This window comes from Herbaspirillum sp. Her4, assembly GCF_057961335.1.
Window position 1 is genome coordinate 3,125,977 of the sequence record NZ_CM176330.1, and the last position, 14,646, is coordinate 3,140,622.

General features: G+C 61.3%; 16 protein-coding genes and 2 tRNA genes. 12 read left to right on the forward strand and 6 right to left on the reverse strand.

Going from position 1 to position 14,646, the window contains the following annotated elements; genetic code table 11:
• Positions 1–56 precede the first annotated feature (56 nt).
• Entirely contained in the window at positions 57–632 is a 576-nt protein-coding gene (locus ACWFUC_RS14105; protein WP_134135085.1) for an NUDIX domain-containing protein, read from the forward strand.
• A gap of 79 nt (positions 633–711) precedes the next feature.
• Here the strand turns inward: ACWFUC_RS14105 and ACWFUC_RS14110 are convergent, their stop codons facing one another.
• Positions 712–2,388 (reverse strand): electron transfer flavoprotein-ubiquinone oxidoreductase, encoded by a 1,677-nt coding sequence (locus ACWFUC_RS14110; RefSeq protein WP_489625226.1) that lies wholly within the window; start codon positions 2,386–2,388, stop codon positions 712–714.
• 441 nt (positions 2,389–2,829) lie between these two features.
• Between ACWFUC_RS14110 and ACWFUC_RS14115 the strand changes: the two genes are divergently transcribed.
• The 6 genes from ACWFUC_RS14115 (at position 2,830) to ACWFUC_RS14140 (ending at position 9,381) form a co-directional block, all read left to right on the forward strand.
• Entirely contained in the window at positions 2,830–3,255 is a 426-nt protein-coding gene (locus tag ACWFUC_RS14115; RefSeq protein ID WP_088754193.1) for an acyl-CoA thioesterase, read from the forward strand.
• A 156-nt stretch (positions 3,256–3,411) separates the two neighbouring features.
• The gene (locus tag ACWFUC_RS14120) at positions 3,412–4,563 is read left to right on the forward strand and encodes an ABC transporter substrate-binding protein (protein WP_034337699.1); all 1,152 of its coding nucleotides are present in this window, start codon (positions 3,412–3,414) and stop codon (positions 4,561–4,563) included.
• A 176-nt stretch (positions 4,564–4,739) separates the two neighbouring features.
• A complete protein-coding gene (locus ACWFUC_RS14125; RefSeq protein WP_039786681.1) occupies positions 4,740–5,630 on the forward strand; it encodes a branched-chain amino acid ABC transporter permease in 891 nt (296 codons plus the stop codon).
• Between the two features lie 4 nt (positions 5,631–5,634).
• Positions 5,635–7,602 carry a branched-chain amino acid ABC transporter ATP-binding protein/permease gene (locus ACWFUC_RS14130; RefSeq protein WP_489625227.1) on the forward strand — a complete coding sequence of 656 codons (1,968 nt, stop codon included), beginning with the start codon at positions 5,635–5,637 and terminating at the stop codon, positions 7,600–7,602.
• A 2-nt stretch (positions 7,603–7,604) separates the two neighbouring features.
• Positions 7,605–8,333 (forward strand): ABC transporter ATP-binding protein, encoded by a 729-nt coding sequence (locus ACWFUC_RS14135; protein ID WP_034330243.1) that lies wholly within the window; start codon positions 7,605–7,607, stop codon positions 8,331–8,333.
• A 241-nt stretch (positions 8,334–8,574) separates the two neighbouring features.
• On the forward strand, positions 8,575–9,381 hold the full coding sequence (locus ACWFUC_RS14140; RefSeq protein WP_489625228.1) for an alpha/beta fold hydrolase: 807 nt from the start codon (positions 8,575–8,577) through the stop codon (positions 9,379–9,381).
• Between the two features lie 57 nt (positions 9,382–9,438).
• Here the strand turns inward: ACWFUC_RS14140 and ACWFUC_RS14145 are convergent, their stop codons facing one another.
• Positions 9,439–9,633: a hypothetical protein gene (locus tag ACWFUC_RS14145; RefSeq protein ID WP_489625229.1), complete on the reverse strand. Its 195-nt coding sequence runs from the start codon at positions 9,631–9,633 to the stop codon at positions 9,439–9,441.
• A gap of 80 nt (positions 9,634–9,713) precedes the next feature.
• Here ACWFUC_RS14145 and ACWFUC_RS14150 point away from each other — a divergent pair, with 80 nt between their 5' ends.
• Complete coding sequence (locus ACWFUC_RS14150; RefSeq protein WP_240733881.1) at positions 9,714–10,172, forward strand: helix-turn-helix domain-containing protein; 459 nt, start codon at positions 9,714–9,716, stop codon at positions 10,170–10,172.
• Between the two features lie 194 nt (positions 10,173–10,366).
• Here the strand turns inward: ACWFUC_RS14150 and ACWFUC_RS14155 are convergent.
• From ACWFUC_RS14155 to ACWFUC_RS14165, 3 genes are all read right to left on the reverse strand, one after another.
• A tRNA-Lys gene (locus ACWFUC_RS14155) sits at positions 10,367–10,442 on the reverse strand.
• A 72-nt stretch (positions 10,443–10,514) separates the two neighbouring features.
• Positions 10,515–10,590 (reverse strand) — tRNA-Lys (locus ACWFUC_RS14160).
• Positions 10,591–10,744: 154 nt separating this feature from the next.
• Positions 10,745–11,569 (reverse strand): class I SAM-dependent methyltransferase, encoded by an 825-nt coding sequence (locus ACWFUC_RS14165; protein ID WP_100245612.1) that lies wholly within the window; start codon positions 11,567–11,569, stop codon positions 10,745–10,747.
• 178 nt (positions 11,570–11,747) lie between these two features.
• Between ACWFUC_RS14165 and ACWFUC_RS14170 the strand changes: the two genes are divergently transcribed.
• Genes ACWFUC_RS14170 through ACWFUC_RS14180 form a run of 3 tightly spaced genes read left to right on the forward strand, consistent with a single transcriptional unit; the run spans position 11,748 to position 12,991 of the window.
• A complete protein-coding gene (locus tag ACWFUC_RS14170; RefSeq protein WP_209568382.1) occupies positions 11,748–12,563 on the forward strand; it encodes a MetQ/NlpA family ABC transporter substrate-binding protein in 816 nt (271 codons plus the stop codon).
• Positions 12,564–12,599: 36 nt separating this feature from the next.
• Positions 12,600–12,818, forward strand: a complete 219-nt coding sequence (locus ACWFUC_RS14175) for a hypothetical protein (RefSeq protein ID WP_489625230.1) — start codon at positions 12,600–12,602, stop codon at positions 12,816–12,818.
• Positions 12,815–12,991 (forward strand): type II toxin-antitoxin system Phd/YefM family antitoxin, encoded by a 177-nt coding sequence (locus tag ACWFUC_RS14180; RefSeq protein ID WP_489625231.1) that lies wholly within the window; start codon positions 12,815–12,817, stop codon positions 12,989–12,991. The genes ACWFUC_RS14175 and ACWFUC_RS14180 overlap by 4 nt, the downstream gene beginning before the upstream one ends.
• A gap of 120 nt (positions 12,992–13,111) precedes the next feature.
• On the opposite strand, the gene ACWFUC_RS14185 is transcribed toward ACWFUC_RS14180, so the two are convergent.
• Positions 13,112–13,633 carry a DNA-deoxyinosine glycosylase gene (locus ACWFUC_RS14185; protein ID WP_489625540.1) on the reverse strand — a complete coding sequence of 174 codons (522 nt, stop codon included), beginning with the start codon at positions 13,631–13,633 and terminating at the stop codon, positions 13,112–13,114.
• Between the two features lie 256 nt (positions 13,634–13,889).
• On the opposite strand from ACWFUC_RS14185, the gene ACWFUC_RS14190 reads away from it, so the two are divergent.
• Positions 13,890–14,639, forward strand: a complete 750-nt coding sequence (locus ACWFUC_RS14190) for an SDR family oxidoreductase (RefSeq protein WP_489637203.1) — start codon at positions 13,890–13,892, stop codon at positions 14,637–14,639.
• Positions 14,640–14,646 lie beyond the last annotated feature (7 nt).

Below are 14,646 nucleotides of genomic sequence, written 5' to 3' on the forward strand. Positions count from 1 at the left end.
CCGGTCGGGCGCGGCCAGTCGTTTTTCTTCTCCAACCTCATCCCCTCGCACAACTCATGGACGCCCATCTCAAAGAGACGCAGAAAGACACTCGCCAGGTTTACGACGGCCATTTCCTCAAGGTCCAAAAGGACACCATCGTGCTCCCGGACGGCAAGGAAACCAGCCGCGAATACATCAAGCACCCCGGTGCAGTCACGGTGCTGCCACTGTTCGAGGACGGCAGCGTGTTGATGGAGCGCCAGTTCCGCTATCCGCTGCACCGGGTCTTCATCGAATTCCCGGCCGGGAAGATCGATCCGGGCGAGGATACGCTGGAGTGCGCCAAGCGCGAACTGAAGGAAGAGACCGGTTATACCGCCACAGAATGGCAATACGTGTGCACCATTCACAATGCCATCGCCTATTCGGATGAACATCTGGTGCTGTATCTGGCGCGTGGCTTGAAAGAGGGCGAGCGGGAGTTGGATGAAGGTGAATTCCTCGACATCTACAAGGCCCCGCTGGCCGAGCTGCTGGAACAGGTACGCAATGGCCAGATCACGGATGTGAAGACCGTGATCGGGGTGTTCTGGCTGGAGAAGATAATCAATGGCAGCTGGACCCCGCCCGAACGCCCGGCCGGCATCTGAGAACTGTGCTGACCCAACGAAAAAAGCCGCATCCCTGACAAGGATGCGGCTTTCGTTTTTGCGAGACAGGGAAGGGCGCTTACATGCCCGAGTAGTTCGGCCCGCCGCCGCCTTCCGGGGTGACCCACACGATATTCTGTGTCGGGTCCTTGATGTCGCAGGTCTTGCAGTGCACGCAGTTCTGCGCGTTGATCTGCAGGCGATCGGAATTGTCCTCGTTCTTGACGAATTCATACACCCCGGCCGGGCAGTAGCGCGATTCCGGGCCGGCGTACTTGGCCAGATTCACCTGCACCGGAACATTCTTGTCCTTCAGCGTCAGGTGCGCGGGCTGGTCTTCACCGTGGTTGGTATTGGAGATGAAGACCGAAGACAGGCGGTCAAAGGTCAGCTTGCCATCCGGCTTGGGATAGGCGATCGGCGCGAAGTCCGAAGCCGGGCGCAGGCATTCGTGGTCGGCGTGGGTATGGCGCAGCGTCCACGGCGCCTTGCCGCCGAAGAGCACCTGGTCTATGCCGACCAGCAGGGTACCGGTGATCAATCCCTTGCTCATCGACGGCTTGAAATTGCGTGCCTTGTGCAGTTCTTCCTTCAGCCAGGAAGCCTCGAAGGCGGCCGGGTAAGCCGCCAGCTCATCGGACTGGCGGTTCTCGCCCAGCGCCGCGAAGGCGGCATCTGCGGCCAGCATGCCGCTCTTGATGGCGGCATGGCTGCCCTTGATGCGCGAGGCATTGAGGAAGCCCGCATCGCAACCCAGCAGGGTGCCACCGGGGAAGACCAGCTTGGGCAGCGATTGCACGCCACCGGCCGTGATGGCACGTGCGCCGTAAGAGATGCGTTTGCCACCTTCGAAGAACTTGCGGATCTCCGGATGGGTCTTGTAGCGCTGGAATTCCTCGAAGGGCGAAAGATATGGATTCTGGTAGGCCAGTCCTACGACGTAGCCGACGGCGACCTGGTTGTTTTCCAGGTGATACAGGAAGGAGCCGCCATAGGTGTCATTGGCCAGCGGCCAGCCGGCGGTGTGAACCACCAGGCCGGGCTGGTGTACTTCGGGCTTCACTTCCCACAGTTCCTTGATACCGATGGCATAGGTCTGCGGGTCGCGGCCGGCATCGAGCTTGTACTTGGCGATCAGCTGCTTGCCCAGGTGGCCGCGCGCCCCTTCGGCGAAGAAGGTGTATTTCGCGTGCAGCTCCATGCCCAGCTGGAAGTCCCCGGTCGGTTCGCCTTCCTTGTTGATGCCCAGGTTTCCGGTGGCCACGCCCTTGACCGAGCCATCCTCGTGATACAGCACTTCGGCCGCCGGGAAGCCGGGGAAGATCTCCACGCCCAGCGCCTCGGCCTGCTGGCCCAGCCAGCGGGTGACGTTGGACAGCGAGATCACGTAGTTGCCATGGTTCTGGAAGCAGGTCGGCAGCAGCCAGTTGGGGGTCTTGTAGGCCTTGCTCTCGGAGAGGAACAGGAAACGGTCTTCGGTCACCGGTGTATTCAGGGGCGCGCCTTGTTCCTTCCAGTCGGGGATCAGTTCGGTCAATGCACGCGGGTCCATCACCGCGCCGGAGAGGATGTGGGCACCGACTTCGCTGCCTTTTTCCAGCACGCAGACCGAGACTTCCCGGTTCTGTTGCGCAGCCAGCTGCTTGAGGCGAATCGCTGCCGACAAACCAGCGGGCCCGCCGCCGATGACGACGACGTCATATTCCATCGATTCGCGAGGGCCGTATTGTGCGAGCAAGTCTTGAGAAGAAGTCATGGGTGTCCCGTGTTATGTGAACTGCCTGTTTTTCGAACGATCGTGCTATTGTTAAGTATTTTTCGAAGGAACGCTAGAGGGAATGGCGATTTCGCAGCCTTTTTATTCAGCATCCTTCGTTCATGTCTGAAACAATGCACACAAACTGAAGCCGGTGCCGGCGTCAATCGGTCTATCGCGCCGCGCTGGTTGGTTTCCGCAGGTGCCGTATTTTATGGGATTTTCAGGGCAGGTCTCATGCCGTATTCGGCGGATGTCATTACCGGCGCTCATGACCTCTGTAGGTCATGAACTTGTGCGGGCGAGCAACATGAATCGGTAATGACGCTGGAAATGCTGCAGCATGCGGGTCGCCATTGCGTCGCAAATGCGACAGCGGCCCCCTGCCGCGCATGAAAAAAATTTCAGTTATTGATGAATCAAACCGGGAAAGGACACACGATGAGCAGTCACGAAGCCGCCGCAAGCAAGCCCCTGTACGTCTCGCAGCAGCGCATCCGCTGGGGCGACATGGACGCCTTCGGCCACGTCAACAACACGCTCTATTTCCGCTTCATGGAGCAGTGCCGCATCGAGTGGCTGGAAGAGGTGTTCGGGCCCACCATCGCAGGCGAGGAGGGCCCGGTGATCGTCAATGCGCACTGCAATTTCCGTCGGCAGATGAAGTATCCCGCCAGCATCCTGGTGCAGATGGGCGCGGGGCACCTGGGGCGCACGAGTGTGGAAACTACGTATGTCATCCGCGACGCTGCCGATGAACAGATCATTTATGCTGACGGTGCCGCAAAAATCGTCTGGGTCGATTTCAAGAAAGAGAAATCCACTGCACTGCCTGAGAAGCTGCGACAGCTCCTGACAAGCCTGTAAGTTTGGCGCAAGGAAACTGGGACAGAATCGGCCCGACACTCCCGCTAGGATTCGCCACAGAGCGAAGGGGAGCGGAGAATTCGTTCACACGGAGCGGGTTCCAAAAGCGCTACGCCCGCTCGCGTGCTAGCCAACAATTACATTCTGGAGGATGACATGAGCTACAAGACCCAAGCCTTTGTTGCAGCTGCCCTGATGAGCCTGGCGCTCACTTCGCAGGCTGCGGATCCGATCAAGATCGGCGTTTCCGGCCCTTACACCGGTGGCTCTGCCCCGATGGGCGTGTCCATGCGTGATGGCGTCAAGCTGGCCGTGGCCGAGATCAATGCCGCTGGCGGCGTGCTGGGCCGGCAGATCCAGCTGGTCGAGCGCGACGATGAAGCCAAGAACGAACGCGGCGTGCAGATCGCCCAGGAACTGATCAACAAGGAAAAGGTGGTTGCCACCGTCGGCTTCATCAACACCGGCGTGGCCCTGGCCTCGCAGCGCTTCTACCAGGAAGCCAAGATCCCGGTGATCAACAACGTGGCGACCGGCACCGTGATCACCAAGCAGTTCGAGAAGGAAAAGGACAACTACATCTTCCGCACCTCGGCCGCTGACAAGATCCAGGCCAAGATGATCGCCGATGAAGCGGTCGACAAGCAGAAGTTCACCAAGGTCGCCATCCTGGCCGACTCCACCAACTACGGCCAGCTCGGCCGTGAAGACCTGGAAAAGGTGCTGGCCGACAAGAAGGTCACCCCGGTGGCCGTCGAAAAGTACAACATCAAGGATGTGGACATGACGGCCCAGCTGCTCAAGTCCAAGCAGGGCGGCGCACAAGCCGTGCTGACCTACGGTATCGGCCCGGAACTGGCGCAGATCGCCAACGGCATGGAAAAGCTGAACTGGCAAGTGCCCATCATCGGCAGCTGGCCGCTGTCGATGGGCAACTTCATCGACAACTCCGGCAAGAACGGCAATGGTGCCCGCATGCCGCAAACCTTCATTCAGGACGGCAACACGCCCAAGCGCAAGGCCTTCATCGAGGCTTACCAGAAGGCCTACAAGGTTGACCGCATGCCTTCGGCCGTCTCGGCTGCCCAGGGCTATGACTCCATCCTGCTGCTGGCCGCTGCCATCAAGCAGGCTGGCACCACTGATGGCGACAAGGTTCGCGCTGCGCTGGAAAACCTGAACACCAAGGTCGAAGGCGTGGTCACCACCTATGACAAGCCGTTCACCCATGACGATCACGAAGCCATCAAGCCTGGCATGGTCGTGATGGGCGAGGTCAAGAACGGCCGCGTCATCCTCGGCAAATAAGAATCGACTCGCTTCACTTCACGTAACGCAGTCGAAGAGGCCAGTCCTTGCGATCCGGGGGCTGGCCTTTTTCACACGATCTGTTGACGAATTTCTAACGGCGCCGGGGGCGGTCGCCGCGGGATCGTTGCAGCTCTACGCCGCCACCCGGCGGTAGCCGCTTCTTGGGAAATACAATGGACATCCTCTTACAACTGGTCTTCTCCGGGATCGCGCTCGGCATGATCTATGCCGTGATCGCCTTCGGTTACCAACTGACCTTTGCCACGTCCGGCACGCTCAATTTCGGCCAGGGCGAAGCCCTGATGCTGGGCGCGCTGGTCGGGCTCTCCGTGGTGGGCAACATCCACGGCGGGCCTTATCTCAACTACTGGCTGATGATCCCCATCGTGCTGGTCTTCGGTGCCCTGCAGGGCATGTTCGTGGAATGGATCGGCGTGCGTCCGGCCATCAAGATCAAGTCCGAATTCGGCTGGATCATGTCCACCATCGCGCTGGCCATCATCTTCAAGAACGTCGCCGAGAACATCTGGGGCAAGGACGACCTGCCGTTCCCGTCGCCCATCTCCGGCACGCCCTTCCAGGTCTTCGGTGCCAACGTGCAGCCGATGCAGGTGCTGGTGGTGATCGGTGCCTTGCTCATCATGGCGGCGGTCGAATTGTTCAATCGCAAGTCGATCTATGGCAAGGCCGTGGTGGCCACCTCCAACGACCGAGATGCGGCGGGCTTGATGGGCATCAATACCAGCATGGTGATCACTTTTTCATATGCCCTGTCTTCGGCCACGGCCGCCTTCGCTGGCGTGCTGGTGGCGCCGCTGACGCTGACCGGCGCCACCATGGGCGCGGCACTGGGGCTGAAAGCCTTCGCGGTGGCCATCATTGGCGGCCTGACTTCGGGCATGGGCGCCATCGTCGGCGGCCTGATCCTGGGCGTGGCCGAAACCGTGACCGGTTTCTATATCTCGACCGGCTACAAGGAAGTACCGGGACTGGTGCTGCTGCTGCTGGTGCTGGCGGTGAAACCTGCGGGCCTCTTCGGCAAAACTGCGATCAAGAAGGTCTGACACCATGAACAAGAAAATCCTGCTGCTGTCCTTGCTGGGCATCGCCGCGCTGGGCGGCATTCCCATGGTGGTGCACAACCCGTATTACCTGCACCTGATCGAAACCATCCTCATCTACGCCATCCTGCTGTTCGGGCTCGATATCGTGGTCGGCTACACCGGCCAGGTCTCGCTGGGCCATGCGGGCCTGTTCGGCATCGGCTCCTACGCGGCTGGCGTGCTGTTCTTCAAGCTGGGCCTGCCGATCTTCGTGACGATTCCGGCGGCCATTGCCGTGACTGCCGTCTTCGGTGCCATCCTGGCGCTGCCGGCGCTGCGCGTGACCGGTCCTTACCTGGCCATGGTGACGCTGGCCTTCGGGACCATCATCCAGATCCTGATCAACGAGATGACCTTCCTCACCGAAGGCCCGCTCGGGATCAAGGTCGCCAAGCCGATGATGGGTGGCGAGAAGATGAACGAAGTGCAGTTCTTCTACCTGGTGGCGATCCTGATGGTGATCTCCATGCTGGTGGTGCATCGCATCCTCAAGTCCAACCTGGGCCGTGCCTTCCAGGCGCTGCGCGACAGTCCGATCGCCTCGGACTGCATGGGCGTATCGGTGTATCGCTACAAGGTCTATGCCTTCATCATCAGCGCGGCGCTGGCCGGTTTGTCGGGCGCTTTGTATGCGTATTCGGAAGAGTACATCTCGCCCAATACCTACAACTTCGAACTGACCATCCTGTTCCTGCTGGCGGTGATCATGGGGGGCCGCAAGTCGCGCATCGGCTCGCTGATCGGCGCGTTGATCGTGGTGATGCTGCCCAGCCTGCTGTCTGACATCGCCCTGTTCCGCCAGATCGCTACCGTATTGGCCGTGATCGTGGTGATCGGCGCCGGCGTGCAGCTGGCCAAGGGGACCAAGACCGCCCGCGGCATCGCGGTGCCGGTGGTGGCGACCATCGCCATGGCCGCCTTCTCATACAAGCTGGAAAACATCACCGATTGGCGCCTGACCATCTTCGGTTTGATGACGCTGTTCGTCGTGTATTACCTGCAGGACGGCATCGTCGGCTTCTGCCGCAGCCTGTTCGGCCGCATGCTAAGCAAGCACGTGCCCGTGGCCCAACAGATCGCCGGTGACAAGGAGCGCGCCGTCATCACCACCGACTCCGTCAAGGACGAGGGCGCAACGCTGCTGAAGGTCAACCAGATCCTGATGCAGTTCGGTGGCCTGAAGGCCTTGAACCGGGTTGACCTGGATGTGCGCAAAGGCAGCGTGCACGGCCTGATCGGCCCGAACGGCTCGGGCAAGAGCACCATGATGAACGTGTTGACCGGCATCTATCGTCCTACCGATGGCGTGGTGGAATACGACGGTCGCCCGATCTCCGGCAATACGCCTTCGACCATCGCCCTGGGCGGCGTGGCGCGCACTTTCCAGAACGTGCAGCTGTTCGGTGAAATGACGGCCACTGAAAACGTGCTGGTCGGCCTGCACCACACCTTCAACAGCAACGTGGTCGACGTGATGGTCAATACGCCGCGCTACGTGCGCGAAGAGCAGGCCGCACGGGAACGCGCCGCTGCGATCCTGGAATTTGTCGGCTTGGCCAACCTGGCCAACGAGGAGGCGCGCAACCTGCCCTACGGCAAGCAGCGCCTGCTGGAGATCGGCCGTGCGCTGGGCCTGAACCCCAGCCTGCTGCTGCTCGATGAACCGGCCGCCGGCCTGACGGCGCCGGACATCAAGGAGCTCGTCGCCATCATCCGCAAGATCCGCGAAGCCGGCATCACCATCATCCTGATCGAACACCACATGGACGTGGTCATGTCGATCTGCGATACCGTCACCGTGCTCGACTTCGGCCAGAAGATCGCCGAAGGCAAGCCGGCCCAGGTCCAGGCTGACCCCAAGGTCATCGAAGCCTACCTCGGCAGTGGCGCAGGCGATGCCCACGACAACCCACCCAGCCCCGCGGGAGCCTGAACATGCTGACCATTTCCAATCTGCACGCCGCTTACGGCAAGGTCGAGGTGCTGCATGGCATTTCGATGGACGTCCCCAAGGGCAAGGTGGTGACCCTGATCGGTTCCAACGGTGCCGGCAAGACCACCACCATGCGCGCCATTTCCGGCATGATCAAACCAAAGGGCGGGGAAGTCACGCTCGGCGGCAAGAACATCACCGGCCTGGACTCGCACCGCATCGCGCGCTACGGCCTGGCGCACTCGCCGGAAGGCCGGCGCGTCTTCGCCACCATGAGCGTGACCGACAACCTGCTGCTGGGCGCTTTCCCGCGCTTTACGCGGGCCCGCCCCAAGGGCGATATCGCGCACGACCTGGAACGCGCCCTGGAGCTGTTCCCGCGCCTGAAGGAGCGGCAGACGCAGCTGGCCGGTACCCTGTCGGGCGGCGAGCAGCAGATGCTGGCCATGGCGCGCGCGGTGATGTTGAACCCCGAAGTGATCCTGCTGGACGAGCCATCGATGGGGCTGGCGCCGATCCTGGTGGATGAGGTCTTCCGCATCATCGTGCGGCTCAAGGAGCAGGGCGTGACCATGCTGCTGGTGGAGCAGTTCGCCGCTGCCGCGCTCAATGTTGCGGACTACGGCTATGTGTTGGAGAATGGCAAGATCTCCGTACACGGACCCGCCGACAAGCTGCAGAACGACCCGGCGGTCAAGGCCGCCTATCTGGGCGGCGGCGCGCATCATTGATGGACTGCAAGCAAAGCAGCATCAGCCATGCGCCTGGCGTGATACTGGGGCTCGCACGTCGCGCAAGCTGATAGCGTGTCCGGTATATTGCGGGGGAGCCATACCCCCTTGAAGGCTGATTCAGGCGCACCCCCCGGTGCGCCTTTTTATTTGCCGTTTGCCCCTTTGGGTGCCGTGTGCAGGTAGGGGGGGGGGGCGGCGGCCGCACGCAATGCGTCAGTACCCAAGCAGAGGAGCGAGCATGTCCGAACGGCAGGACGCGTATATCGAGACCGAGGGCGGAACCCTGTATGCCAGCGTGTGGGGCGGTTCGCCCGAGGCACGCACGCCGATTGTGCTGTTGCACGACTCGCTGGGGTCGGTCGCCTTGTGGCGCGACTTTCCTGCCCGGTTGGCGGCGCAGACCGGACTTCCCGTCATTGCCTATGATCGGGCCGGCTTCGGACAGTCCTCGGCGAGGACGGATGGACTGGCGCTGGATTTCATCTCTGCTGAAGCGCCCACGTCGCTGTCCGCGGTCCTGCAGCATTTCGCAGTGGACAAGGTGATCCTGTTTGGCCACAGCGTCGGCGGTGGCATGGCCGTGTCGGCGGCGGCACAGTGGCCGCAGCGAGTGCTGGCCGTCATCACCGAATCGGCACAAGCCTTCGTGGAGGAGCGGACCTTGCAGGGCATTCGGGAGGCGCGAACCCACTTTGCCGATCCGGTACAACTCGCGCGCCTGGCGAAGTACCACGGCAACGACCTGCAACAGGCGCGCTGGGTGCTCTCGGCGTGGATCGACACCTGGCTCTCGCCGTCCTTTGCGCACTGGTCGCTGGCCCCCATGCTGGAGCGGCTGCGCTGTCCGGTGCTGGCGCTGCATGGCGATCTGGATGAGTTTGGCAGTCTCACGCATCCGCGCATGATTGTCAGCTTGCCCGCAGCGTTCCCGGGGCAGGGCGAGTCGCGGCTGCTGGCGCAATGTGGCCATGTCCCGCACCGCGAGCAAGCGGATCAGGTGATGCAGGCAGCCAGGGAGTTCCTGCTGCGCCACGGCCTCATCTGACCCGTTCAGCCGCGCCGTTCATCGTCATCCTGGTCAAGCGAATGCGTGTGCGCGATCTCAGTCGACAGGATGCTGGCGGCGATACGTCTGCAGTCCCAGCAAATATATCGTGCGAATGAAAAGAGCGCGCGAGCGGTAGGTTTGTTGTGCCAACAGGTCAGCTTCCTCGAATTCCGCCTCATTTAATCGAAAATTCACCAGACGCGTCGTTCCTTTTGCGGGCTTGCGTTCGTTTTGTTGCTTGGGTGCCATAAGATGTCTCCTCGCTGTTGAGCTGAAAGCAACATTCTAGGAGAGGTCCTTTTCATATGTCATCGAATAAGAGTGAATTTTTGACAGTACTTGGCGATCGCCTTGCGCAAGAGCGTGGCCGCTGCGGTCATACCCAGAAATCGGTAGCGGACCAGCTCGATATCACGGCACGTACCCAAATCAAGTACGAGATCGGCGAGACCGCGCCGGACGCTTATTACCTGCACGGCCTGGGGGAGATCGGGATCGATATTACCTATGTGCTGACCGGTGTGCGCGGCAGTACGCCGACCCAGCAGGAGAGCGAGCTGATTGCCTGCTATCGCGCCGTGGATCCGGTGCTGCGCAGTTCCCTGGTTCAGCTCTTGTCGGGCTTGTCGCAGATGGCCAAGACGGGGAAGAAGAAGCGCGATCTGCCAGCAGCTTCCGAGGCCAAGCGCATCCGTCCGGGGCGGCAGCGCAAGGGCGCACCGGGATCGGCGCAGAGCGGGAGCGGTGAAGAGTCTGGCGCTACCGTTTCTGCCCAGATGAGGGAGTGAATGGCCGATGGTAAAAAAAGGCCGCTAAGGGGGGCGGTAGCGCAAGAGCAAAAGACCAAGAGACTGAATGTGATCGCGAAGAGGTGCGATTCTTGAGGGGGTCTTGAGGGGTTGAGACAGGAAGTTCGCAGAAGCACGCAAAGAGGCGCAGAAACGAAAAAAGCACCACGATCACTCGTGGTGCTTTTCGTTAGTGGTGGGGCGTCACAGATTCGAACTGTGGACCTACGGATTAAGAGTCCGCTGCTCTACCAGCTGAGCTAACGCCCCGTGGTGTTCCTGAAACGATCAGGCCAACCGGGAAGTGAAAAAGGCCTCGGGTTGAGAGGCCTTTTGAAATTTTGGTGGGGCGTCACAGATTCGAACTGTGGACCTACGGATTAAGAGTCCGCTGCTCTACCAGCTGAGCTAACGCCCCGTTGCTGCACTTCGTTGTTGCCTCAGTGCTGCAAGAGAGAGCGCATTATAGGAGGGAGGTCGGGGTGGTGCAAGCTTTTTTTGAGAAAAGATGAAAATATTTTATCTCTTCGGCGCCCGCGCCACGCCCGGCCTCCTTTTGCGCACAATTTGCGTTACAAGCCCGATTTGATTCCATTGACCCAGGACTTGGCCGGCAGCCTGGTCTGGCTCTCGATGAGTGCCGCACGCGCATACAACTCGGGGAAATCGAACGTCACTGCGCCCTTGAAGGCCAGTGCCACCACGTTGCCGTCATGGACTTCCGGCAGCGACACCACGGTATCGAAGGCGTATTCCATCGCCCGCAGGTTCTTGGCATAGCTCGGATGATCGCCAAAGAGATTGACCGTCATCACGCCGCCCGGTGCCAGACTGTCATAGCAGGCCTGGTAAAACTCGGGAGTGTCCAGCACCGGCCCGCGTGCAGTGGCGTCGTAGAGATCAACCTGCAAGGCATCGATGATGCCGTGCGTGGCAGCATGGACGATGAAATCCATGGCATCGCTTTCGATGAGCATCAGCCGTTCGTCCGGCTCGGGCAGCTTGAACATGCTGTGGCAGATGGCGATGACAGCCGGATTCAGCTCCACCGCCGTCACCTGCGCCTGCGGGAATTGCCGGTAGCTGAACTTGGTCAGCGCGCCGGTTCCGAGCCCAAGTTGCACGATATGTCGCGGCGTACGGTTGAAGAGCATCCACGCCATCATCTGCTGGGCGTATTCCAGCTCGATCCAGTCGGGCTTGCGAATGCGCATCGCGCCCTGTACCCATTCGGTGCCGAAGTGCAGATAGCGTACGCCTTCCAGCTCGGAGAGCGTGACCGGGGCATATTTCGGTTTGCGCGGTTTGCTGGCGTCGGCTTCCAGCTGGTGACGGCGACGATTGGGGCCGGCCTTGGTATTGGCCTGGGCTTCGATGGATTTTCTTCGGATGAGCATGATATGAATGAAACGGCGCGGCAGCCGGGGAGGCGGCCTGCGGATGCCGAATGATACCTTGCCTTGGGAGCCTGCCATCGGCCGCTGCACGCTTTGCGCATATCGACATGCGAAATCATTCCTTCTGCCGGGCGCGCGCGTATGGGAGGATGCGGGCCTCATCATTTCCGGAGTTACCATGCCATTGGCTGCAATCATCAAGCGCATCGCCGCCGCTGCTGCGCTGACCCTGGTCCTGGCGCCGCACGGCGCCAGCGCACAGGACAAGAACAAGATCAAGGTCGGTATCTCGGTCGGCAGTGCCGAAGCCATCTTCGACGTCGTCAAGAAAGTCGCCGCACGCGACGGCCTGGAGATCCAGACCGTGGTCTTCAGCGACTACCTCCAGCCCAATGCGGCACTGGCCTCCGGCGACCTCGATGCCAACGCCTTCCAGCACCGTCCCTACCTGGAAAGCCAGATTGCAGCACGTGGCTACAAGATCGTGCCGGTCGGCCTGACCATCACGGCCCCGCTGGGCATTTACTCGCGCAAGTTCAAGTCGGTGGACCAACTGCCCAACGGTGCGCAGGTGGGCATCCAGAATGATCCCTCCAACGGCAACCGTGCGCTCCTGCTGCTGCAGAAAGCCGGCCTCATCAAGCTCAAGCCGGGGGTGGGCGAAAACGGCGTCAACGCCACTCCGCTGGACATCATCGACAACCCGCGCAAGCTCAAGCTGATCGAACTGGATGCGGCACAACTGCCACGCTCGCTGGACGACCTGGCGGCCGCCTCGATCAACAATGACTACGCCTACAAGGCCGGCCTGTCCCTGCAGAAGGACACCATCGCCGTGGAAGATCCGCGCGGCCGTTACGCCAACATCATCGCCACCCGCGTCGAGGACAAGGACAAGCCCTGGGCCAGGAAGCTGGTGCAGGCCTACCAGTCGGAGGAAGTGCGCAAGTTCATCGAGACCGAGTTCAAGGGATCGCTGGTGCCGGCGTTCTGAATTCCGCCCCAAGCGTAGCTCTGTGCACCGCCCGCCGTGTGGCCGGGCGGTTTTTTTTGTGCGTTTCCCGTCGGGGTGGTGCGCTGGCGGCCGGTGCTCCATTACACTTGCGCCATGTTCAAGAACCTCATCCTCTGCCTGAAGCTGGCCATCGTCTTCTGCGCCATCGTGTTTTTCGCGAAGGCGTTGCAGTATTTGATTTTCAATGGCGGGTTTTCGGGGGAGTTTTATGACTATCTGTTTTTCAGAAAATGAAGCCAAGACAGCCTGGCGACAATCCCAATGGGGAGCTGGTCTCGCACGATTGCTTCAGTAGCCCGATGGAAACGGCTCATCTGTTGCGCTCGCCTGCCAACGTCGCCCATCTGGAGCGCTCGATTGCCCAACTTCGGGCCGCCGAGATCGAGGAAAAGAAGCTGGATGAGTAATAAGCGCTAGTCGAGGAAGCACAGTCAGGGCGCCAGCCTCGCACGACTACCAGTATTGGCAAACGCGGGACAAGAAAGAGGCTCAACCGCATCATTCAGCTGCTTTGCCTGTCGCTATCATTACCTTTGAGGCCCGGCAGGCGACATCGGCGGCGATGATGAGCGCAGTGCGGCCAGCCAGCGCGCACGCTTGTCCTCATACGCCAACGCCGCATGCGCCGGACTGCTCGACGGCAACACCACCACCCGATAGTTTTCCGCCTTGGCGCCCAGTGCCTTGATCCCGATCTTGCCGGCGGTACCGCCATTGAAAGCGATAGTCTCCAATGCCGGCAGCCTGGCGATCAGCGTCAGCAAATCATTGCCGCTGTGATCCCGGATTTCGCTGTCGAGACTGCCGATGCGCCTGGCCTGGGCAATGACGTCCCACAGGCCGATGCGATGCTGCAGCAAGGTGGCAAGCCTGGCGGCATAGTCCATCGCGTAAAGGTCAACCCCGATTACTTCACCCACCAGCCGCCAAAACGCATTGCGCGGATGCCCGTAATACTGCCGGATCGCCAGCGAAGCCGTTCCCGGCAAGCTGCCCAAGATAAGGATGCGCGTATCCGGCGCCACCACCGGCGCAAAGCTGGCCAGCAGGGGATCATTAGTGGCGGTATCGGCAGCGCGGGCAGCCTCAAGGGCAGGCGAAGGGGCGGCGGCAGAGGAAGGGCGAGCAGGCATGGAAGCGGCCGGGATGAAAAGAATTTCAGCAAGCGCTACCCGCATCCCAGTCCGTGCACAATGGCGCGGCTGCAGAGGCGTCAGGCTTGCGGCAAAATGCACAAGAATTCACATCTTAGCGTAAGCTGCCTTGGCGTCACGCGCCGGGCCATTCATTCAAGGGAAACTGAACATGACAGATAAAGTCATCATCGTCACCGGCGGCAGCCGTGGCATCGGCGCGGCCACCGCGTTGCTGGCGGGCCAGCGTGGCTACGCCGTGTGCGTCAACTACGTGTCCAACCGCGAAGCCGCCGAATCGGTGGCCGGGAAGATCCGAGCCGCCGGCGGCCGCGCCATCACCGTGGCCGGCGATGTCTCCAAAGAGGAGGACGTGCTGCGCCTCTTCACCACCACCGACCAGGAGTTGGGCCGCGTCACCGCCTTGGTCAACAGCGCCGGCATCCTGGAACACCAGTCACGCCTGGAGGCCATGAGCGCCGAACGCATCACCCGTGTGCTCATCGCCAACGTCACCGGCAGCCTGCTGTGCGCGCGCGAGGCGGTCAAGCGCATGTCCACCCGCCACGGCGGGCAGGGTGGGGCCATCGTCAACCTGTCGTCGATGGCCGCCAAGCTGGGCGGCCCCGGTGAATACGTGGACTACGCCGCCTCCAAGGGCGCCATCGATGCCTTCACCATCGGCCTGGCCAAGGAAGTGGCCGCCGAGGGCATTCGCGTCAACGCCGTGCGTCCGGGTCTGATCTATACCGACATCCACGCCAGCGGCGGCGAGGCGGGCCGTGTCGACCGGCTCAAGGATGCCGTCCCCATGAAGCGCGGCGGCACCGCCGAGGAAGTGGCCCATGCCATCCTGTGGCTGCTGTCGGACGAGTCCTCGTATGCCACGGGGACTTTCATCGACGTTTCCGGTGGCCGCTGAACGTCTG

Excerpts from the sequence above, each read along its gene's own strand:
- ACWFUC_RS14105 (WP_134135085.1), top strand. The coding sequence starts at position 57 with ATGGACGCCCATCTCAAAGAGACGCAGAAAGACACTCGCCAGGTTTAC.
- ACWFUC_RS14115 (WP_088754193.1), top strand. The coding sequence starts at position 2,830 with ATGAGCAGTCACGAAGCCGCCGCAAGCAAGCCCCTGTACGTCTCGCAG.
- ACWFUC_RS14180 (WP_489625231.1), top strand. The coding sequence starts at position 12,815 with ATGAAGCCAAGACAGCCTGGCGACAATCCCAATGGGGAGCTGGTCTCG.
- ACWFUC_RS14190 (WP_489637203.1), top strand. The coding sequence starts at position 13,890 with ATGACAGATAAAGTCATCATCGTCACCGGCGGCAGCCGTGGCATCGGC.
- ACWFUC_RS14135 (WP_034330243.1), top strand. The coding sequence starts at position 7,605 with ATGCTGACCATTTCCAATCTGCACGCCGCTTACGGCAAGGTCGAGGTG.
- ACWFUC_RS14125 (WP_039786681.1), top strand. The coding sequence starts at position 4,740 with ATGGACATCCTCTTACAACTGGTCTTCTCCGGGATCGCGCTCGGCATG.
- ACWFUC_RS14120 (WP_034337699.1), top strand. The coding sequence starts at position 3,412 with ATGAGCTACAAGACCCAAGCCTTTGTTGCAGCTGCCCTGATGAGCCTG.
- ACWFUC_RS14165 (WP_100245612.1), bottom strand. The coding sequence starts at position 11,569 with ATGCTCATCCGAAGAAAATCCATCGAAGCCCAGGCCAATACCAAGGCC.
- ACWFUC_RS14140 (WP_489625228.1), top strand. The coding sequence starts at position 8,575 with ATGTCCGAACGGCAGGACGCGTATATCGAGACCGAGGGCGGAACCCTG.
- ACWFUC_RS14170 (WP_209568382.1), top strand. The coding sequence starts at position 11,748 with ATGCCATTGGCTGCAATCATCAAGCGCATCGCCGCCGCTGCTGCGCTG.
- ACWFUC_RS14110 (WP_489625226.1), bottom strand. The coding sequence starts at position 2,388 with ATGACTTCTTCTCAAGACTTGCTCGCACAATACGGCCCTCGCGAATCG.
- ACWFUC_RS14145 (WP_489625229.1), bottom strand. The coding sequence starts at position 9,633 with ATGGCACCCAAGCAACAAAACGAACGCAAGCCCGCAAAAGGAACGACG.
- ACWFUC_RS14130 (WP_489625227.1), top strand. The coding sequence starts at position 5,635 with ATGAACAAGAAAATCCTGCTGCTGTCCTTGCTGGGCATCGCCGCGCTG.